The sequence below is a fragment of the Corynebacterium halotolerans genome (assembly GCF_050107895.1).
In the GTDB taxonomy this organism is placed as follows: Bacteria; Actinomycetota; Actinomycetes; order Mycobacteriales; family Mycobacteriaceae; genus Corynebacterium; species Corynebacterium halotolerans_B.
The window spans coordinates 296,392-317,186 of record NZ_JBNILW010000002.1; the positions used below are offsets into that span (position 1 = coordinate 296,392).

The 20,795-nt window shown below is 66.5% G+C and carries 16 protein-coding genes; 10 read left to right on the forward strand and 6 right to left on the reverse strand.

Translation table 11 applies throughout. From position 1 onward, the window contains the following. Positions 1 to 232: 232 nt before the first annotated feature. The 7 genes from ACQCVD_RS03615 (at position 233) to ACQCVD_RS03645 (ending at position 11,283) form a co-directional block, all read left to right on the forward strand. Complete coding sequence (locus ACQCVD_RS03615) at positions 233 to 1,774, forward strand: FtsW/RodA/SpoVE family cell cycle protein (RefSeq protein ID WP_426822334.1); 1,542 nt, start codon at positions 233 to 235, stop codon at positions 1,772 to 1,774. A gap of 44 nt (positions 1,775 to 1,818) precedes the next feature. Continuing rightward, entirely contained in the window at positions 1,819 to 2,457 is a 639-nt protein-coding gene (locus ACQCVD_RS03620) for a phosphatase PAP2 family protein (protein ID WP_426822335.1), read from the forward strand. A 186-nt stretch (positions 2,458 to 2,643) separates the two neighbouring features. Beyond that, entirely contained in the window at positions 2,644 to 3,897 is a 1,254-nt protein-coding gene (locus ACQCVD_RS03625) for an aspartate aminotransferase family protein (RefSeq protein WP_426822336.1), read from the forward strand. Position 3,898: 1 nt separating this feature from the next. Continuing rightward, positions 3,899 to 5,125: an ectoine hydrolase gene (gene doeA / locus ACQCVD_RS03630; protein ID WP_426822337.1), complete on the forward strand. Its 1,227-nt coding sequence runs from the start codon at positions 3,899 to 3,901 to the stop codon at positions 5,123 to 5,125. Between the two features lie 14 nt (positions 5,126 to 5,139). Beyond that, complete coding sequence (locus ACQCVD_RS03635; protein WP_426822338.1) at positions 5,140 to 6,516, forward strand: NAD-dependent succinate-semialdehyde dehydrogenase; 1,377 nt, start codon at positions 5,140 to 5,142, stop codon at positions 6,514 to 6,516. A gap of 179 nt (positions 6,517 to 6,695) precedes the next feature. Continuing rightward, positions 6,696 to 9,884 carry an amidohydrolase family protein gene (locus ACQCVD_RS03640; RefSeq protein WP_426822339.1) on the forward strand — a complete coding sequence of 1,063 codons (3,189 nt, stop codon included), beginning with the start codon at positions 6,696 to 6,698 and terminating at the stop codon, positions 9,882 to 9,884. A gap of 355 nt (positions 9,885 to 10,239) precedes the next feature. Continuing rightward, entirely contained in the window at positions 10,240 to 11,283 is a 1,044-nt protein-coding gene (locus ACQCVD_RS03645) for a formamidase (RefSeq protein WP_426822340.1), read from the forward strand. A 185-nt stretch (positions 11,284 to 11,468) separates the two neighbouring features. On the opposite strand, the gene ACQCVD_RS03650 is transcribed toward ACQCVD_RS03645, so the two are convergent. The 5 genes from ACQCVD_RS03650 to ACQCVD_RS03670 all read right to left on the reverse strand — a co-directional run bounded on the left by ACQCVD_RS03650 (position 11,469) and on the right by ACQCVD_RS03670 (position 15,703). After that, positions 11,469 to 11,867, reverse strand: coding sequence for a low affinity iron permease family protein (locus ACQCVD_RS03650; protein ID WP_426822341.1), 399 nt, complete (start codon positions 11,865 to 11,867; stop codon positions 11,469 to 11,471). Positions 11,868 to 12,208: 341 nt separating this feature from the next. Next, a complete protein-coding gene (locus ACQCVD_RS03655) occupies positions 12,209 to 13,168 on the reverse strand; it encodes a glycine betaine ABC transporter substrate-binding protein (protein WP_426822342.1) in 960 nt (319 codons plus the stop codon). Beyond that, positions 13,165 to 13,908 carry an ABC transporter permease gene (locus ACQCVD_RS03660; RefSeq protein ID WP_426822343.1) on the reverse strand — a complete coding sequence of 248 codons (744 nt, stop codon included), beginning with the start codon at positions 13,906 to 13,908 and terminating at the stop codon, positions 13,165 to 13,167. The genes ACQCVD_RS03655 and ACQCVD_RS03660 overlap by 4 nt, the downstream gene beginning before the upstream one ends. Beyond that, positions 13,908 to 15,065, reverse strand: a complete 1,158-nt coding sequence (locus ACQCVD_RS03665) for an ATP-binding cassette domain-containing protein (RefSeq protein ID WP_426822344.1) — start codon at positions 15,063 to 15,065, stop codon at positions 13,908 to 13,910. The genes ACQCVD_RS03660 and ACQCVD_RS03665 overlap by 1 nt, the downstream gene beginning before the upstream one ends. Further along, positions 15,062 to 15,703 (reverse strand): ABC transporter permease, encoded by a 642-nt coding sequence (locus ACQCVD_RS03670; protein WP_426822345.1) that lies wholly within the window; start codon positions 15,701 to 15,703, stop codon positions 15,062 to 15,064. The genes ACQCVD_RS03665 and ACQCVD_RS03670 overlap by 4 nt, the downstream gene beginning before the upstream one ends. A 531-nt stretch (positions 15,704 to 16,234) precedes the next feature. Here ACQCVD_RS03670 and ACQCVD_RS03675 point away from each other — a divergent pair. From ACQCVD_RS03675 to tctA, 3 genes are all read left to right on the forward strand, one after another. Continuing rightward, positions 16,235 to 17,233 carry a tripartite tricarboxylate transporter substrate binding protein gene (locus tag ACQCVD_RS03675; RefSeq protein WP_426822393.1) on the forward strand — a complete coding sequence of 333 codons (999 nt, stop codon included), beginning with the start codon at positions 16,235 to 16,237 and terminating at the stop codon, positions 17,231 to 17,233. Between the two features lie 113 nt (positions 17,234 to 17,346). Further along, entirely contained in the window at positions 17,347 to 17,796 is a 450-nt protein-coding gene (locus ACQCVD_RS03680) for a tripartite tricarboxylate transporter TctB family protein (protein WP_426822394.1), read from the forward strand. Next, complete coding sequence (gene tctA / locus ACQCVD_RS03685; RefSeq protein ID WP_426822346.1) at positions 17,796 to 19,352, forward strand: tripartite tricarboxylate transporter permease TctA; 1,557 nt, start codon at positions 17,796 to 17,798, stop codon at positions 19,350 to 19,352. Before ACQCVD_RS03680 ends, tctA begins: the two co-directional genes overlap by 1 nt. Before the next feature lie 116 nt (positions 19,353 to 19,468). On the opposite strand, the gene ACQCVD_RS03690 is transcribed toward tctA, so the two are convergent. Further along, entirely contained in the window at positions 19,469 to 20,791 is a 1,323-nt protein-coding gene (locus tag ACQCVD_RS03690; RefSeq protein WP_426822347.1) for a UDP-glucose dehydrogenase family protein, read from the reverse strand. Between the last annotated feature and the right edge of the window lie 4 nt (positions 20,792 to 20,795).

Below are 20,795 nucleotides of genomic sequence, written 5' to 3' on the forward strand. Positions count from 1 at the left end.
CCTGCCGTTGACCCGGTGCCCGTCAACCCCCTGCACAGGTCCCGGCCCGGGCACCGATAGCCCCACTGGCCGCTGTTCCCGGGGTCTGCCGGGCGCCTTCCGGCCCAGAAGCAGCTTCTCCACGCGATTCATCCGCATAGCCCTGGGCAATGGCGTCTTTTAAGGAACCTTATGAAAAGATGGCGGACACTGATCGGAGGTAAACGGGGGAAGAAGCTGAGAGGAATAAAACATGAATTCCAAGTTACCGCGGCTGGCGGAACGCAGCAGCGCCCGCGGCTCCCCCGCTCCCGAATCCCGTGGCCCGCAGCAACGCCGACCCCAGTCCACCACCGGTGGGAGATGGGGGAGTTTCTACCGGAATCTGACTTCTCTGCCGGGACTCGACTATCTGATGATCCGGATAACGGTCCTTCTCCTGACTGGCATCGGTGTCGTGATAGTGCTCTCGTCCTCAATGACGTGGTCCTATATCGAAGGCAGTGGAGTATGGGGCACCGGGGGACGCCAGGCCGCCATGGTGGCGGTAGGCTTTGCGGCGTTCTGGGTGGCGCTGAAGATACATCCGAGCAGAATCCGGAAGTTCGCACCCTGGCTGCTGGCGGGGACATTTGTCATCATGATCGCCGTCCTCACCCCGCTCGGGGTCGGGCGCGAGGAGGTGGGCGCGCAGTCCTGGCTGTCCCTCGGTCCGCTACAACTGCAACCCTCGGAGGTCGCGAAGGTCGTCATCGCGGTCTGGGGAGCCGGTCTCCTGGCTGACAACTCCCGAACCGGTCGAGGATGGGGAAACCCATTCACGAAATTCTCCCTGGTGGCCACTGCGTTGGCACTGCTCAACCTCCTCCAGGGAGACCTCGGCACCACGCTCAGCTTCGCGGCGACGGTGGTGGTGCTGCTCATCTTCGCCGGGGTCCGGATGCAGTGGGTGTGGGGCATGATGATTGCCGCCGGCCTCGGAAGCATCGCGCTGGTCCTGATGGGCAGGGGGTTTCGTTCAGCCCGGGTGGAGGTCTTCTTCAATTCCCTGTTCGGGAAGTTCGAGGACACCCAGGGACAGGCGTTCCAGTCCTACCAGGGCTTTCTCTCACTCGCCGATGGGTCGGTGTTCGGGGTCGGCCTCGGGCAGTCCCGCGCCAAGTGGTTCTACCTGCCCGAGGCCAAGAATGACTTCATCTTCGCGATTATCGGTGAGGAACTCGGGCTCTGGGGCGGCGGCCTGGTGATCGTGCTGTTCGGCCTGCTCGGCGTCTTCGGGCTCCGGACCGCCATCCGCGCCCAGGATCAGTTCCAGTCCCTGCTGGCGGCGACGCTGACGGCCGGCATCGTCTCCCAGGCTTTCATCAACATCGGTTATGTCATCGGCCTGTTGCCGGTCACCGGTATCCAGCTGCCGATGCTCTCTTCGGGCGGCACGTCGGCGATCATCACGCTGGGGTCCATGGGGTTGCTGGCCAATTGTGCCCGGCATGAACCAGATGCCGTGTCCGCGATGCAGTCCTATGGACGCCCGTTGTTTGACCGGCTGTTCTTCCTCGGCGAGCCCCGCCCGGCGGGCGGTGCCGTAGAGAAGGTGTCCGCCTCCCGCAAACCCGCCCGTTTCGGTGCCCCGGTCACTCAGCGCCGGCCCGAGGCAGACCGGGGCACTACAAAGCGGGCTCCCCGCGGACCCGACCCGACGGAGACGGAGTACCGCCAGAGCGCTTCCCCGCGCCGTCGCCGTTCCGTCCCACCTGAGCAGCGTCATCGTCCGGGGCGGGACGAATCGCGCTGAGCCGGAACCGGGCTGGACAAACAACCTGCAGAAATGAGGATCCCGTGAACAGACGGATCGCCGTCGCCGTTCTCTTGTGGGTGACCGCCATCGCGCTGGTGCTCGGCCTCTCCGCCGGCCCGGCGTGGAGCGTGGCACTCTACCGGCTGGTGGCGGTGGAGCCCCTGCTGGGGTGGGGTGCCTGGCTCTCCGAGGCCGCCGTGCTCGCCCTGGTGGCCCTGTACGGGGCGGCCGGGCTGTGGGCGTTGTGGGGCCCCCACCGCAGGGACTGGGTGCTGCTGCTCCGGTTGTTCGCCGGTGGGTTGGCCGCCTGCCTGTCTTATGGTCTCAACCTGGTGCTGAAGGGGAGTTTTTCCGCCGTGCGCCCCTGCCACCTGCACGAGGTGGTCTCGGTGTGCCCGCCGGCCGACAACTGGTCCTTCCCCAGCAACCACACGGTGATCGCGTGCTCCTTGATGATCGGGCTGGTCGTGGCCCGACCCCGGCTGGCCTGGGTGGCGGTGCCATTGGCCGTGCTGGCGGCGTGCGCGCGCGTGGCTTCCGGCGACCACTACCCCCATGACGTGCTCGCGGGGGCGGCCGTCGGAACGCTGTTCTACCTCGGGGCGGCAGCCGTCGCGCTCCCGGTCCTTGATCACGGTGCCCGCCGACTGCGTGGGGCAGCTGAAAAATACCGGTCATAAACCAAGGCTTTCCCAGCAATTCAAACAATTTTTGTTATCTGGCACACAAAAACGTCTTAACCCACTACGCTGAGGCTCACCGGCACAGCCCCGGTCCCAACCACATAGGAACGGCCGCCTTTAGGTGCGCCTGAGAACGCCTGCGGCCCCTCCTCAAGCCCATGCATTCGAGAGTTAGGACCTGTCATGGACACCACTGTCTTTGAGCAGCATGAATCCTCCATCCGCGGTTACTGCCGCAATTTTCCGACGGTGTTCGCGTCGGCGTCCAATGCCCGCCAGGTGTCGGAGGACGGCACCTCCTACATCGATTTCTTCGCCGGCGCCGGGGTGCTGAATTTCGGGCACAACAATCCGCGGATGAAGGACGCCCTGATCGAGTTCCTCCGCAATGACGGCGTGGCCCACAGCTTGGACACCTACACCACCACCAAGCGTGACTTCATCGCCCGCTTCCACGAGGTGGTGCTCGCTCCCCGCGGAATGGACCACCGCCTGCAGTTCATGGGCCCCACCGGCTCGAATGCGGTGGAGGCAGCGTTGAAGCTGGCACGGCAGGCCACCGGCCGTCGCGAGGTGGTGGCCTTCAGCCACGGCTTCCACGGCATGACCCTCGGCGCGCTGGCCGCCACCGGCAATCACGCCTTCCGCCAGTGGGCCGGGGTTCCACTCAACGACGTCGTGCGTCTGCCCTTCGAGACCGCGCCCGGCGGGGACACGGCGGTGGCGGACTACGGGGCGTCGTTACGCGATCCCTCCTCGGGTCACACCGCGCCAGCCGCGTTCATCGTGGAGGCGATCCAGGCCGAGGGCGGGGTGAACGTGGCCAGCTCCGAGTGGCTGCAGCAGGTGCAGGCGCTGGCGCGGGAGGTCGGCGCGCTGTTCATCATCGATGACATCCAGGCCGGCATCGGCCGCACCGGCAGCTACTTCTCCTTCGATGGGATGGGGCTGGACCCGGACATCATCTGCCTGGCCAAGGGGCTGGGCGGGTTCGGCACCCCGATCGCGATGAACCTGAACAAGCCGGAGGTGGATGAGCACTGGTCGCCCGGCGCGCACACCGGCACCTTCCGCGGCCAGGGTCTGTCGTTCGTCGCCGGCACCGTGGCGCTGGACTATGCCGCCGACCGGGACTTCCTGGATCAGGTGGAGGCCAAGGGGCGGGTGATGCGGGACCGTCTGGAGCAGATCGCCGCCGACCAACCCGGGTGGGAGGTCCGTGGCAAGGGCATGATGCAGGCCATCGACACCGGCGACGGGGCCCTGAACAAGCAGATCCAGGCGGAGGCCTTCCAGCGGGGTCTGCTCTTCGGCCCCTGCGGTTCGGGCGGGCGGGTGAACAAGCTGATCCCGCCGCTGACCATCGGCGAGGATGATCTGGACCAGGGCCTGGACCTGTTCGAGCAGGCCGTGCACGCCGCCCGGGAGGGATCTTAGGATGCGCCGCCGTGAGGACATGACCTTTGCCCCGTCCGAGTACGAGCGCCGGCTGCGGGAACTGCGGGAACGGATGGTGCAGCGCCGGCTGGACGCCGTGGTGGTCTCCGATCCGGAGAACCTGATGTATCTGACGGACTACCAGACCACCGGCTACAGCTTCTTCCAGGCGCTGGTGGTCCCGATCGACTCCGAGCCGGTGATGATCACCCGGGCACTGGAGGAATCCAATGTCATCCACCGCACCTGGGTGGACCGCACCCGCCCCTACCCGGACAACGGTGACGCCATCGCGGAGCTGGTGAGCGAGCTGAAGGCCCTGGGGCTGAGCAAACCCCGGGTGGGTTTCGAGCGCAACAGCTACTACTTCCCCGCCTACCAGCAGGACCGGCTGCTCGACGCCTACGGCGCCGGGCTCGTCGACTGTTTCGGGATTGTGGAGGAGGGCAGGATCCGCAAGTCGGCCGCCGAGATCGAGGTGATGCGCCGCGCCGCCCGGGCCGCCGAGGCCGGGATGTCCGCGGGACTGCGGGCGGCGGTGGCCGGGACGACGGAGAACGAGGTGGCCGCCGAGATCTCCGCGGCCATGTTCCGCGCCGGCGGGGAGTTTCCCGCCGTGATGCCGTACGTGACCTCCGGGCCGCGCACGATGATCGGGCACGCCACCTGGGAGGGCCGGACGATTCAACCCGGCGAGCACGTGTTCCTGGAGGTCGGCGGCTGCTACCGCCGCTACCACGCCGCGATGATGCGCACCGCCGTCAATGGCGTGCTGACCGGGTCCATGCACCAGGCCCAGGAGACGATGAAACGCGCGTTGTCCGAGCTGCGCGCCACGATGCGCCCCGGTATGACCGTCGGCGAGGTGGAGAAACTGGCCCGGGACGTCATCGAGGACAACACCACCGGTGCCCGGCTGATCACCCGCGCGGGCTACTCCATCGGCATCGCCTTCCCGCCCAGCTGGGACGAGGGTTACATCCTCTCGCTGATGCCGGATGATCCGACGCCGCTGGAATCGGGCATGACCTTCCACGTCCTGCCCTGGATGTGGGGCGTGGACGGGGACAAGACGGTGGGCGTCTCCGACACCATCCACATCACCGACACCGGCTGCGAGTCCCTGTTCACCCTGCCGGAGGACTTCACCGTCCACGATTCCTCCGCAACCACCAGCCCAGCCACTGCCGGCCAAGCCACTGCCGGCCAAGCCGCCGCCAGCGCCTGAAAGGAGTCGTCCCCATGACCACCCTGACCTCCATCAACCCGACCAACGGCGAGGTGGTGCGCGAGGTACCCGCCGCCACCGCTGCGGAGATCGCCGCCGTCCTCCAGCGCGCCGAGCAGGCCTTCCACGCCTGGCGGGACACCACCTTCGCCGAACGCGCACAGGTGCTGAACGCCGTGGCCGCGCACCTGCGCGAGAACACCGACACCTACGCCCCACTGATGACCGAGGAGATGGGCAAACCCATCACCGAGGCCCACGGGGAGGTGGCCAAGGCCGCGTGGGCCGCCGAACACTACGCGGAGCACGCCGAGCAGTACCTGGCCGACGAGCACATCGCCTCCGACGCCACCTCCTCCTACGTGCAGCACCTGCCGTTGGGGCCGGTGCTGGGCATCCTGCCGTGGAACGCGCCCTTCTGGCTGGCCTTCCGCTTCTGTGCCCCGGCGCTGATGGCCGGCAACACCTGCGTGATGAAGCACGATCCGCACGTCCCCGGCTGCGCGGCCGCCATCCAGGACGCCTTCAAGGCCGTCGGCGCGCCGGACGGCATCTTCCAGACCCTGCACGCGGCCACCGAGGACGTGGAGTCCGTGATCCGCGCCCCGGAGATCCGCGCCGTGTCCTTCACCGGTTCGGACCGCGCCGGCTCGCAAGTGGCCGCGGCGGCCGCCGGCGAAATCAAGCCCGCGGTGCTCGAGCTCGGCGGCTCGGACCCCTGCATCGTGCTTGCCGACGCCGATCTGGCCCGGGCCGCCCAGGTCACCGCGCTGTCCCGGATCATCAACGCCGGCCAGTCCTGCATCGCCGCCAAACGGGTGATCGTGGAACGCAGCGTGCACGATGAGTTCGTGGACCTGCTGGCCGGGCACCTGCGGGATCTCAAGGTGGGGGATCCGAACGAGGAGGACACCAAGGTGGGCCCGATCGCGCGCGGGGAACTGCGCGAGAACCTGCACCGCCAGGTGGTGGACAGTGTGGCGGCCGGGGCCACCTGTGTGCTGGGTGGAGAGCTGCCGGAAGGAGATGGCTACTTCTACCCCGTCACCCTGCTGACCGACGTCCAGCCCGGTATGACGGCGTGCACCGAGGAGACCTTCGGGCCGGTGGCCGTGGTGCTGGCCGCCGATTCCGCGGAGGAGGCGCTGGCGATCGCCAACGACACCCCCTACGGGCTGGGCGCGAGCGTGTGGACCACCACCGAACGCGGGGAGGCCATGGCCCGGCGCATCGAGGCCGGGCAGGTCTCGGTCAACGGGATCGTCAAGACCGATCCCCGGCTGCCCTCCGGCGGGATCAAACGCTCCGGTTACGGCCGGGAGCTGGGCCCGCACGGCATCAGGGAGTTCGTGAATGCCCAGCAGGTGTGGGTGGGGCCGGTGAAGCAATAAGTGCGTGAGCTGGCAGCCCCAGGAAGGTTCTCCGATGCGCACCGTCATTCCGTCGCGGTGACCTTGCATCCGTTTCGGGAGCACTGGCCGAGGACGTGGGCGGCACGGGCAGGACCCCGTGCCGGCCGAGTTCGGCCACCCCGAAACAAGGACAAGTAAAAAGCAGAAGGAGACGGACGTTGTCTGACATCAGACGCACATACCGGTCCCGGTCCCGACAGGTCGCCGCCATGCTCGCGGCGACCGTGGTGGGCGCCGGGCTGATCTCGGGGCCCGTCACGGGCCCCGTTGCCCGAGCGGCAGAAAATGAGGGTCCGAGTACCCCGCAGGAAGCAGATGTGACGGTTAACGAGGGCACGAACCTCACGGCTGCGGCAGCGCCTGATGGATCGACCGTGATTGACCTGCACGGCATGCTCTTCCGCGTGCCGGAGGGCGGCGGCGAGGCGTCCCAGCTTTCGCCGGTGGAGCACGAGACCGCGCGCCCCGATGTGGGGCCGGACGGCAGGATCGTCTATCAGTCCTATGACGGCGGCAACTTCGACATCTGGGTCGCCGGGCCCGACGGTTCCAATCCGACCCAGTTGACCGACGGTGAATTCGATTACCGCGAACCACGCTGGTCCCCGGATGGGGAGCACATCGCCTTCTCCTCCGACCGGGAGAAGGGCTCCTATGACATCTGGTCCATCGAGGTGGAGTCGCGCGAGCTGACCCAGTGGACCAGCGACGCCGGCGACGAGTCCCAGCCCGCCTGGTCCCCCGACGGTGAGGAGATCGCCCACGTGGCCGGGAACGCCGTCGCCGCGGTCAACCGCGACGGCGACAGCCGGGAGCTGGCGGCGGATCCCGGGGAGCCGGCCGTCGCGCACGCGCCGTCGTTCAGCCCGGACGGTGAGCAGGTGGCCTGGGTGCGCCACAACGAGGACGTCAGTGACCTGATGATCGGCAACGAGGCCGTGACCAGTGGCGAGGACGTCTTCCCCTTCACTCCGGAATGGCTCGACGACAGCCGGCTGCGTTACACCGCCGACGGCAAGATCCTCGAACGCGACCTCGGAGCAGCGGCGGCCACGGAGATCCCCTTCGAAGCCACCCTCCACCTGCCCGGCGCGGACTATGAGAAGAAGCCCCACGACTTTGACAGCCGGGACTCCCGCGACGCCACGGTGCTGACCCCGCAGCTGTCACCGGACGGCGATTCCATTCTGTTCGTGGCCCTCGGCGATGTCTGGCACATGCCCCTCGACGGCGAACCCCGTCAGCTCACCGATGACCAGTTCCACGAGGTCAACCCGGTCTTCTCACCGGACGGGAAGTCCATCGCCTACGCCACCGACCGGGAGGGCACCCAGGACATCTACATCCGCTCCCTGGAGACCGATGAGGAGCGCCGGGTGACCAGTCTGGAGGGCGCCGAGGTCTCCCCGGCATTCTCCCCGGACGGCACGCAGCTGGCCTTCCAGGACCAGGACGGAGCGACCTACGTCCTCGACATCGAGAGCAATCACATCCGCGAACTGGTCCCGGAGATCTTCGGGCCGGGCCGTCCCAGCTGGTCGGCCGACGGCGAAACCATCGCGCTGGCGGCGGTCAAGCAGTACTCGGAACGCTTCCGCGAGGGCACCAGCCAGATCCTGACCGTGGACGTCGAGACCGGTGAGCAGACCTTCCAGGCACCCGGCGCACCTGACGCCTCCCTGTCCACCCGCGGTGATGACGGGCCGGTCTGGTCCCCGGACGGGCAGTCCCTGGCGTTCATCATCGCCTCCCAGCTCTACACCATGCCCGTGGACGCCCAGGGCACCGCGACCGGCGACCCGCGGCCCGTCAACGAGGACGTGGCGGACGCCCCGTCCTGGAGCGGGGATTCCAGCAAGCTGCTCTATCTCTCCGGCGGCGAACTCAAGCTTGCCGACGCCGCGACCGGCGACACCGAGACCGTCGAGGTCCCGCTCCAGGTGGAACCGCACATCGAGGAAGGCGTGAAGACCATCCAGGCGGGCGCCATCTGGGACGGCAACAGCCGCGAACTGCGGGAGAACGTCGACATCACCATCCGGGACAACCGGATCGAGGAGATCACCGACCGCGGTGAGCGCGAACCCGAGGGCGAGGTCATCGACGCCACGGAGCTGACCGTCATGCCCGGAATGATGGACGCGCACGTCCACCAGGCCCTGGAGTCCCGTTTCCTCGGCGACCGCCAGGGCCGGATCAACCTGGCCTACGGTGTCACCTCCACACTGTCCATGGGCGACCAGGCCTACCGTTCCCTGGAGGAGCGGGACTCGGTGGACGCCGGTAAGCGGGTGGCCCCGCGATTCTTCGCCACCGGTGAGCCGATCGACGGATCGCGGGTCTACTACAACTTCATGCGCCCCACCGCCTCCGATGAGGACGTGGACCGGGAACTGAAGCGTTCCGAGAACCTGGACTACGATTTCTTCAAGACGTACGTCCGGCTGCCCGCCGAGCGGATGGAGAAAGTCATCGAGACCGCCCACGACCGCGGCCAGCCCTCGGCCTCCCACTACCTGAGCCCCGGCACCTTCCTGGGCCAGGACGGCACCTCGCACCTGGCCGCCACCCAGCGGCTGGGCTACGCGCGCACCATGTCCGAGACCGGGGCCTCCTACGCTGACATCCCCGCGATGTACGGCGAAGGCAACCGCATGGTGATGACCACCCTGTTCACCGAGGACTTCCTCCAGCCGGGCGAATTCCTCGACGATCCGCGCTTTGACCTGCTGCCCTCCTGGAAACAGGAAGCCCTGCTCGAGGGTGTCGAGGGCAACACCGAGGATCCGAGCGACCCGGAGTGCCAGACCGCCGAATGCCGCGAGGCCCAGACGCACAAGCGGATCAACGAGGCCGGCGGTCAGGTGCTCGTGGGCACCGACATGCCGCTGGACCACGTGGGCATCGGCATGCAGTCGAACCTGCGGGAGATGGTCGGCTACGGCTGGGACCCCTATGACGCCCTGCGTGCCGCCACCGTCAATCCGGCCCGCTTCCTCGGCATCGACGAGGATGCGGGAACCCTGGAGCCGGGCAAGGTCGCCGACCTGATCGCCGTGCGGGGTAATCCGCTCGAGGACATCGACACCCTGATGAACGTGGAGCTGTCCATGGTGGGCGGCACGGCCTACACGCAGGCGGAGCTACTGGAACCGTTCGGTACCTACGCCGAGGAGCCGGTGGCGCCGGGCAGCAGCCTGTCCTCCGGCAGCCTGTCCTCCTCCGGCAGCAGCGGACTGGGTCCGCTCGGCTCAGACGACTCCGCCGCCAAGGTCAACGAGTTCGCCGATGCTGCGGTGGCTAACCCGGAGCATCTGGTCGCCGACGGCACCGGGCACGCTCACTGAGTCCGTGGGCAATGACGCGGAGTGAGGTTCAGGCCTCACCGCTCGGGGCCGGGGCTTACCTGGCAGCCGGTGCTGGCTGATGGGGCGGGGCAATGAGGAAAATTCATCATTGCCCCGCCCCATTCTGCTGTCCCGGAGCGCACGGGGAATCAACACACCGGCTCAGGGCGATGGCAGCTCAACGCACATCCGAGAAAGCTCTGCCCCAAAAGGTGTTCTCACCAGCATTCTTACTTCAGAGCCAGGCCTGGTTCGGGGCTCCGGAGACGGATCCCTCCACACCGCCCGCCATCCCGAGTACGGTAGGGGCACAACCACAGGCTGTGACTCATATCGCTTTCAAGGGAGGTTTCTCATGACGGGATTGGGAGGGTTGAACCCCTCGGAGGGAGCACTGGTGCTGGGCCTGGTGCAGCAGCAGGTTCCGGTGGTCAACGAGCCAGCGGATGTGCGGGCCACCGCCGAAAAAGTAGCGGGCATGGTGAAAGCAGCCAAGGCCGGCCTGCCGAACCTGGATCTGGTGGTTTTTCCGGAGTACAGCCTCCACGGGTTGAACCCGAAGTCATGGGCCCGGGACGACATGCTCTGCGACCTGGACGGCCCGGAAGTCCAACTCCTGCGGGATGCGTGCGCGGGCAGCTCCGTCTGGGGATGCTTCTCATTGATGGAACCCAACCCCGACGGGGCTCCCTACAACAGCGGCATCATCGTCGACGACACCGGGGAAATAGTGCTGTACTACCGCAAGATGCACCCGATGGTGCCGCTCGAACCCTGGGAGCCGGGTGATCTTGGCATTCCGGTGTGCGATGGACCGGCCGGCTCCAAGCTGGCACTCCTCATCTGCCACGACGGAATGCTGCCGGAGATGGCCCGGGAGGCCGCTTACAAGGGAGCCAACGTCATCCTGCGTACGGCGGGATACACCGACCCCATCCGCCACACCTGGCAGGCCACCAACCAGGTCAACGCGTTCACCAACTTGGCCTACACCGCCTCAGTCGCGTTGACCGGAGCGGACTCCACCGGCATCTGGTCCATCGGCGAAGCGATGATCTGCGATGTTGAGGGCAAAGTCATCGAGCACGGGGACAATTCTCCGGATCGGATCGTCACCGGTGAAGTCATTCCTTCCCGAGCTGATCAGGCGCGGCGTACCTGGGGCGTGGAAAACAACATCTACCAACTGGGCCACCGCGGTTATGTCGCTGTGCAAGGCGGCGCTCAGGACTGTCCGTACACCTACATGCAGGATCTCGTCGAGCAGCGCTACCGGGTGCCGTGGGAAGACGAGGTGGAGATCACCGACGGAACCTCCATGGGTTTTGGCCCGCCCCGGAAACCCGGCGCCGACAGGGACACCAGCCGACGTGATGCTCCCCGCCAGACACCGGGCTGATGCCCCCGTCGCCCGCTGAACGGCTGTGGAACTGCGCGGGCGGCAACGGCGCCCCGGGTGGAGCGGCACGGCGAAGATCAGGCTGTTTCACGGCCGTCCCGCCGCTGACGGCGTGAGACATCCCCGCTGGCGTGGGGTGTGGGAATCCGCCCCGGCGGCTTCCGGTGTCCGGGAAGCGTTGGCGGTCAGACCTGTTCCGTTTCCGCAGGCTCCTCAGGAGGAGCGATCTCCTCGTTCAGCTCCTCCAGCTCCGCCTCGCCCCGGTTCTCCGCATCATAGAAAACAGTCTCGGCAGCCCCCTGCTCACGCATGAGAGCATCCAGCTTCAGATGTACCGCCGCACTATCCCTGTTCTGCGTGTTCTGGATGATGAACACCATCAGAAATATCACCAGGGTAGTGATCGTATTGATGATCAACTGCCAGGCGCCGGAGAAACCCAGAAACGGTCCGCTGACGGCCCAGACCACGATAACCGCCGCCGCGGTGACGAACACGCCGGGCCGGCCCAGGTAATTGGCGGTGGCGGAAGTAAACCGCGTGAACAGTCCCTTCGAGCCGCTGAACATCGTGCTCTCGCTCATGTGTCCTGCCCTTTCTGCATGCCGCCCCACTGGTGACAGGCGCAATCAATGGCTCCCGGGTAATACCTACCCCTCCAGAAGCAGCGACCTGGACCGACGAAGGAATGTTAACGCCGCAATCTATCCGCGTTACCCCGTTGCGGGGCCACTGCATTCATCGTCGTCGGCAGCGGCAGCTGACGCCCTCGATTTCCCGAACCCCGCCAGATTCCGGTGATTCGCCACCGAAAGCACAATTCCCGGCAGCACTCGGGAAAACCAACCACACCAGCAGCAGCACAAAGGCCCAGGCCGACCACCAACCCCAGCCCCCGTGAGCTCACCACCAAAGCTGGCAGCAGCTACTCCACCACCCCCAGCTCCACCAGGTACTCATAGGCCACGTCCGCGTAATCTTCGCCGGCCACGTCCACCCGGGCGTTGAGCTCCTGCATCCGCTCATTGGTCAGGTCCTCGGTGATCGGTTGCAGCAGGTCCGCGATCTGCGGGTACTCCTCCAGCACCTCCCGGTCGATCACGGGCGCCATGTTGTACTTCGGGAAGAAGCTGCGTGGATCGTCCAGGGCCACCAGATCCAGGGCGGGAATGCGGCCATCGGTGAGGAAGACCTCGCCCATGGTGCACGTGCCGCCGTCGATGGCGGCGTAGATCGCGCCGGTGTCCACGATGGACAGGCGCCCGGAGTCCGGCGGGGTCAGCTCATAGGCCTCGAGCATCGGGCCGAAGCCGTCGTTGCGGGCGTTGAACTCGCCCTCCACGCAGTAGGTCTGCTTCTCCGGCGGAAGCTTGGCGATGTCCCCCAGCGTCTCCAGGCCGTACTCCTCGGCGTTCTCCCGGGTCACGGCCATGGAGTAGGTGTTGTTCATCGGTGCCGGTGGCAGCCACACCAGATCGTTCTGGGCCAGATCAGCGTCTCGCACGGCCTCGTACTGGGCCTGTTCATCCGGGATGGGATCAGTCTCCCCCAGGTAGGTGATCCAGGCGGTGCCGGTGTACTCGAAACCGAAGTCCACGTCCCCGGTGATCTGTGCCTGCCGGCTGGAGGTGGAGCCGGGGATGTTGGTCAGGTCGTTGACGTTGGCGCCGGCGGACTGGAAGAGCACCACGGCGATCTTGCCCAGCAGGATCTGCTCGGTGAAGTTCTTCGAGCCCACGGCGATGTTCAGGCCGTCCAGGTCGATCTCGGACACCTCTCCCGCCAACTCGCCGGAGGGCGTGAACCCGCCACCGGTGCCCAGCCCGCAGCTGACCAGCGACACTGAAGCGACTACGGCAGTCACGGCGCTCAGGAGTTTTCTCATTTCATCCCCTTCGGGGTCAGCGCCACCTCGAGGACCCGGCCCACCCACTCGACGGCGAGCGCCAGCGCGGCCATCAGCATCGCGCCGGAGATCAGGATCGGGAAGCGGTAGAGGTTGATGCCGGTGGTGATCAGGGCGCCCAGCCCACCGGCGTCGATGAAGGTGGCGAACGCCCCGGCTCCCACCAGCAGCACCAGCGCGGTGCGGGCACCGACCATGATCACCGGGATCGCCATGGGCAGCTCGATGCGGAAGAGCACCTGGGTCGGCGACATCGACAGACCCCGCGCGGCCTCCAGCAACGTGCGGTCCACGTTGCGCAGGCCGGCCACGGTGTTGGCCAGCACGGGCAGGAAGGCGTAGATCCACAGGGAGAGCACCGCCACGGGCACACCGAAGCCGAGCCAGATGGCCAGCAGCACGATCACGCCGATGACCGGCGCGGCCTGGCCCATGTTGGCGATGAAGTTCACCGGGCCGGCGAGGAAACTGGTGGCGCGCCGGGTCAGGAGCACGCCGACGGGCACGGCGGTGAGCATCACGACGACCGCGCAGATCAGCACGATCTGCAGGTGCTGCCAGGTCAGCAGGGCCACGTTGGACAACTCCAGGGTGCGGGCCTCGATATCATCCAGGTCCGCGGTGGCCTGCCAGATCAGCCAGCCGCCGAGGATGCCCACCACCAGGATCGGGATCCCGGTGAGCAGGATCTTGTCCTCCCGGGAGAGGTTGCGCAGCATCAGGAACCACTCCCCGCCTGCTCGTTGAGCGAGCGCACGTACTCGGTCACGGAGTCGTAGCTGAGCACCCCGACATAACGCGTGCGCTCGGTGACCATCGCCCCGCCGTGGTGGGAGGCGAGCATGGCGTCCAGGGCGTCGTTAAGCGTGGAGCGGTGGTCGATGGTCTGCACCTCGATGTCCGGGGTGGGCACATGGGTGTGGCGGCGCAGCTGGCGCAGACTGATCCACTCCCGCGGGCGGGAGCGGTCGTCGAGGATGACCACGGAGTTCTCGCCGACGTCGGCAAACCGCTTTTCGACGTCCGCGACCGGCTCGCCGATGCGGGCGGTGACCGGGTGGTCGAAGGAGAGTTCGTTGACCCGCCGCAGGCTGAGCTGCTTGAGCGTGGAGCCGGCACCGATGAAGTCAGCGACGAAGTCGTTGGCGGGGGCGGCGAGGATGTTCTCCGGGGTGTCGTACTGCGCGATCTGCGCGCCCGGCTCGAGGATGAGGATGCGGTCGCCGAGTTTGATGGCTTCATCGATGTCGTGGGTGACGCACACGATGGTCTTGTTCAGCTCGGACTGGATGCTCATCAGTTCGTCCTGCAGCCGGGAGCGGGTGATCGGGTCGACGGCGCCGAAGGGCTCGTCCATGAGCACGATCGGCGGGTCGGCGGCCAGGCCGCGGGCGACGCCCACGCGCTGCTGCTGGCCGCCGGAGAGCTCGCGCGGGTAGCGGTCGCGGTAGATGGCAGGGTCCAGGCCGACCAGGTCCAGCAGCTCGTCCACGCGCTGGCGGATGCGCTTCCTGTCCCACTTGAGCAGGCCCGGCACCAGCCCGACGTTGTCGCCGACGCTGAGGTGCGGCATCATGCCGCCGCCCTGGATGACGTAGCCGATCTTGCGGCGCAGCTGGGTGGGATTCTTGTTGGTCACGTCCTCGCCGTCGATGAGGATGCGGCCCTCGGTGGGCTCGATCAGACGGTTGATCATCTTCAACGAGGTGGTCTTGCCGCAGCCCGAGGGGCCGACGAACATGACCATCTCCCCGGCCGGGATCGTCAGGTTGAGGTTTCCCACCGCGGGTTCCGACGCCCCGGGGTAACGCTTGGTCACCCCCTGCAGCTGAATCTCCACGCCGGCCTGGAAGGTGTGCTGGTCATTCTTGGTCATGTTCGGAGTCCCTTCGAGGTGGTCGCGCGGGCGATGAGCGCGAGGATGGCGTCCACGATCAGCGCGACGATGACGACGCCGAAAGTGCCCACCAGCGCGTAGTACACGGCGTTCGCGCCGCCGATCTGGCTGAGTCCGGAGAAGATGTATCCGCCGAGGCCGGGGCCGAGGGCGTAGGCGGCGATGGCGGCCACGCCCATGGACATCTGCGCAGAGACGCGCACGCCCGTCATGATGATGGGCCAGGCCATCGCCAGGCGCACCCGCAGCAGCACCGCCATCCGGCTCATCCCCTGGCCGCGGGCGGATTCCAGGAGGGCACCGTCGATGCCCTGCATGCCCACGATCGCGTTGCGCAGGATCGGCAGAACGGCGTAGAAGGTCACGATCACCACCGAGGGCATCGTACCGATACCCACCAGCGGGATCGCCAACCCCAACAGCGCCAGGGAAGGCAGGGTCAGGCCGATCGAGGACAACGCGTTGGCCACAGCCGCGCCCCAGGGCCGGTTGACCACCAGTACCGCGATGAGCAACGCGATGACCGTGGCCAGCAGCAGGGACTGCACGACCAGGCTGGCGTGCTGATAGGAACGGAAGAGGATGTCGAGCCATCTGGTCGACACGAACTCGAGCACAGCAGTTGCACCACCTTTCTGATCCGAGGACGATCCGAGGATCGACTGCAGACAGTCAGGGTGGTAACCGTCACAGTCAGACGTTTGTCCACAGTAGCGGAAAGGTCATCCGTATCCCCCAGATGGGAGGGGATTGGAGGCAGCGACGACAGCTGCCAATGAAGCCCGTTTCGAGCACTTCACGGGCGGTGGAGGCCCGGTCGAGGTTTCCGGACAGGGGGACAAGGCCGAGGCGCAACTCACCTGGCTCCCGGGCGGAAACCGTCCCGTCCGGGATGAAGGGGCACTGTCCGGAGCCGTGATCCCGGCATCAGGGCTCCCTGTTCACCAGCGGAAATCCCCGCACTCACGAGAAGGGCAGGGAATCTCCCCTAAAGCTTGTTATAAGTTATATTCTTAAGCTAACGTGATACATGCCATGTCCAGGAGTAAATCTGTAAAGCCTCACATTACGGCACTTTGCACTCTGGGTTCTCCCCACATTCCCGGACCGGATCCCCCGGCAAGCACTAGAGCATGAAGGACGACAACATGGGTGAATCAGGGACCGCGCCCCCGCGCCGACGCGGGTGGCAAGCGGTCGTCGGAGTTCTGGCGGCGGCGATCACGCTCGTGGCCGCCTTCTTCTCCATCCAATCGGCATCGGGCGGCGATGACGTCCGTTCCAACATGACGCTGATCGCCCCCGCCGCATCGGGCGGCGGCTGGGACACGTTCCAACGCGAACAGCAGCAGGCCATGCGCGCCAACAGCCTGGTCAACAACGTCCAGGTGGTCAACATCCCCGGCGCGGGCGGCACCATCGCCCTGGGCAAGCTCTCCACCATGGACGCACCCAACACCCTGATGGTGGGTGGCACCGGCCATATCGCCGCGCAGATCCAGTTCGACACCCCGGCCAAGATCGACCAGGTCACCCCCATCGCCCGCGTGGTGGAGGAGTACGACATCATCACCGTCCCGGCGGATGCGCCGTACGACACTCTCGACCAGCTCGTGGAGGCCTGGCGGGCGGATCCCCAGGGCATCGCCTGGACCGGTGGCGGCTCCTTCGACCAGTTGGTGATGACGGAGCTGGCGTTGACCGCCGACGTCGCCCCGAGCCAGACCACCTGGATCCCCTCCGACGGTGGCGGTGAGGCCATCCAGGCCATGCTCAATGACACGGCGCAGGCCTCCACCGGTGGCTTCGCCGACATGTACCCCCAGGTCGAGGCCGGTCGGCTGAAGGTGCTCGGCATAGCCGCACCGGAACGGCTTCCCGGTGTGGACATCCCCACGCTGACGGAACAGGGCTACGACGTCACGCTGACCAACTGGCGGGCGATGTTCGCCCCGCCCGGCCTGAGTGAGGAAGAGATCGCCGCCCTGCGCGAACTTGTCGACGAGTCCGTGGCCACCCCGGAGTGGCAGGCCGCCGTGGAGCGCAACAACTGGAAGTCCGTACCGCTGGAGGGCCCCGAGCTCGAGCAGTTCGTGGCGGAGGAGACGGAGAGAATCGACCAGCTATTCAAGGAGATGGAGCAGTGACCACAGCACAACAATCCCCCGGGTTAAGGGGTGAACCAGACCGTCCCGCGGTGAAACCGGGTCCGCGCCCCATCGCCCAGGGTACGGTCTGGGAAGGACGATCGGCACTGGTGATGCCCGGAGTGATCGCCGCGTTCAGCCTCTATCTGCTCTTCGGAGTGATCACCATGGATTCCGGGGACGCGGACTTCCCCGGGCCCGGCTTCTTCCCGCTGATCCTGGCGGTCGCCGGCCTGGTACTCGCAGTTCTGCTGGCCCTGCAGGCGATCCGCAGCCCGGAGGTCCCGGAGAACTCCTCGCCGCGCAGCTGGCGCTTCCACTCCGACTTCGTCGCGCTCGGCTGGTGCGTGGGCGGCTTCCTCGTCTTCGCCGTGCTGCTGCCCTGGCTGGGCTGGATCCTGGCCGGTGCCGTGGTGTTCTGGGCGCTGACCCGGGCCTTCGGTTCGCCGCGGCCGATCTTCGACATCCTGATTTCCCTGGCCATGAGTTCGGTGGCCTACCTGGCCTTCGACGTCGGTCTGGGCCTCAACCTGCCGTCCGGCATTCTGGGAGGTGGCTTCTGATGGAGGCGCTGTCAAACCTGATGCAGGGCTTCGCCGGGGCCCTGACCCCGATGAACCTGCTCTGGGTGGTACTCGGGTGTCTGCTGGGCACCGCCGTGGGTGTGCTGCCCGGCCTGGGATCGTCCATGGCCGTGGCGCTGCTGCTGCCCATGACCTTCGCGCTCGACCCGACCGCCGCGTTCATCATGTTCGCCGGCGTGTACTTCGGTGGTCTCTTCGGTGATTCCACCATGGCCATCCTCATGAACACCCCCGGGCAGGCGTCCGCGATCGCCTCGACATTCGAGGGCCACAAGATGGCGGCCAGCGGAAGAGCACCGCAGGCACTGGCCACCGCGGCGATCGGCGCGTTCATCGGCGGCATGGTGGCGTCCGTCATCGTGGTCTTCCTGGCGCCGACGCTGGCCGAGCTGTCCACCATCTTCGGTCCGGCCGAGTACTTCGCGCTGGCGCTGTTCGCCTTCATCGCCACCTCCTCGGTGGTCTCTGAATCCATCCTCAAGGGCCTGGCCTCCCTGGTGCTCGGCCTCGGCATCGCCGTGGTGGGTATCGACGCCATCTCCGGCATCGAGCGTTTCACCATGGGCACGCCCCAGCTGTTCGACGGTATCTCGCTGGTCACGGTCACCGTTGCGGTCCTGGCCCTCGGCGAGGTCTTCTACGTGGCCACCCGCGTGCGTCGGGAGCCCACCGACCTCAAGACCCGGGCGGCCGGGCGCCCCTGGTTGAGCCGCAGCGAGTTCCGGGATGCGCTGCCGGCCTGGGGCCGCGGAACCGCCATCGGCCTGCCCTTCGGCGTGATCCCCGCCGGTGGTGCGGAAGTCCCGACCTTCCTCGCCTACGACGTCGAGCGTCGCCTGGACCGGCGTCGCAAGAAGCCGATGTTCGGCAAGGGCGCGATCCGCGGGCTGGCCGCCCCGGAGGCCGCCGGCAACTCCACCACCGGCATGGCCATGGGTGCGTTGCTGGCGCTGGGCCTGCCGATCTCGGCGACGGCCGCCATCATGCTGGCCGCCTTCCGGCAGTACGGTCTGCAGCCGGGCCCGTTGCTCTTCGACCGCAATCCGGACCTGGTGTGGGCACTGCTGGCCAGCTTCTTCATCGCCATGGTCGTGCTGCTGATCATCAACCTGCCCTTCGCCCAGCTCTGGGCCAAGCTGCTGCTGATCCCCAAGCACTACCTGTACGCCAGCATCACACTGTTCTGCGGGCTGGGCATCTACGCCACCTCCGGCGCGGTTTTCGATCTGCTGCTGCTCCTGGGCATCGCGATCATCGGTTTCCTGATGCGCCGCTATGACTACCCGGTCGCCCCGCTGATGATCGGCATGGTGCTGGGCCCGCTGGCGGAGACCTCGCTTCGCGACGCCCTGCTCTCCTCCGTCGGTGACTTCTCCATCCTGGTTTCCAGCCCGATCACCTGGGCCATCTACCTCCTGCTGGCGATCGTAGTTCTGTTCGCCGTGCGCAAGGCGCTGATCACCCGCAACCTGCGTCGCCGCAGCAAGAAGGCGGAGCCGGCAGCGGAGCCGGAGGCCGAGCAGATCACCCAGTAGGTCCGCCTGCCCCGTTGATCCAGCGGGGCAGCTTCTTATCGCACGACGACAGCTCCGGCAGGTTCCTGATCGAAAGGAACCTGCCGGAGCTTCAGTTTTTGTTGTTTACCGGGCAGCTACAGGCTGCGTCCCATCGCCACGAGCTCCCAGCCGGCGTCCTGCCACGCACCCACCGGCAGCACATTACGCCCGTCGATGATCCGCTTCGCCGCCACCAGCTCCCCAGCACGCACCGGATCAATACCCCGGAACTCCTGCCACTCCGTCGCCAGAATCACCAGATCCGCCCCACGCACCGCCTCCTCCGTGGACTGCGCGTACGTCAACGTCGGAAAGATCCTCCGCGCATTATCCATCGCCTCCGGGTCATACACCGTGGTATCAGCACCAGCCAACGACAACGACCCCGCCACACTCAACGCCGGAGAATCCCGCACATCATCAGAATTCGGCTTAAACGCCGCCCCCAACACCGTCACATTCTTCCCCAACACACTCCCCCCACACACATGCTTGGCCAACTGCACCAGATGATCCCGACGCCGCATATTGATCGCATCCACCTCCCGCAGGAAGGTCATCGCCTGATCAGCACCCAACTCACCCGCCCGGGCCATAAACGCCCGAATATCCTTCGGCAGACACCCCCCACCAAACCCCAGACCAGCACCCAAAAACTTCCGGCCGATCCGCTCATCCATCCCAATCGCATCCGCCAACTGCGTGACATCCGCCCCCGCAGCCTCACACACCTCCGACACCGCATTAATAAACGAGATCTTCGTCGCCAAAAACGCATTCGCCGACACCTTCACCAACTCAGACGTCGCCAGATCCGTCACCAGAAACGGCGTACCCGCCCCAATCGCAGTGGCATACACCTCCCGCGCAACCTCCTCCGCCCGCGAGTCCCCCTTACGCACACCCAACACGATCCGGTCCGGGGTGATCGTGTCCTTGACCGCATACCCCTCCCGTAAAAACTCCGGGTTCCACGCAATCTCCACCGTGGTGCCCGCCGGGGACAACTCATCAGCCAGCTGCTGCATCTCCTCCGCCGTGCCCACCGGCACAGTCGACTTACCCAGAATCAGATGCTCACCGGAAAGCTTGGGCACCAGGTTCTCGATCACCGCCCGCACATAAGACACATCCGCCGCATAGGTTCCGCGCAGCTGCGGGGTCCCCACCCCCAGGAAATGCACGTGCGCGAACTCCGCAACCGTTTGATAGTCCGTGGTGAAATCCAACCGGCCGTTGCCCAGGTTCCGGGCCAGCACCTCCGGCAGGCCCGGCTCAAAAAACGGCACCTCCCCGGAGCGAAGCGAATCAATCTTGTCCTGGTCCACATCCACACCCAGCACCTCATGGCCAAGCTCAGCCATGCAGGCAGCATGGGTCGCACCGAGGTACCCCGTCCCGATCACAGTCATTCGCATGGAA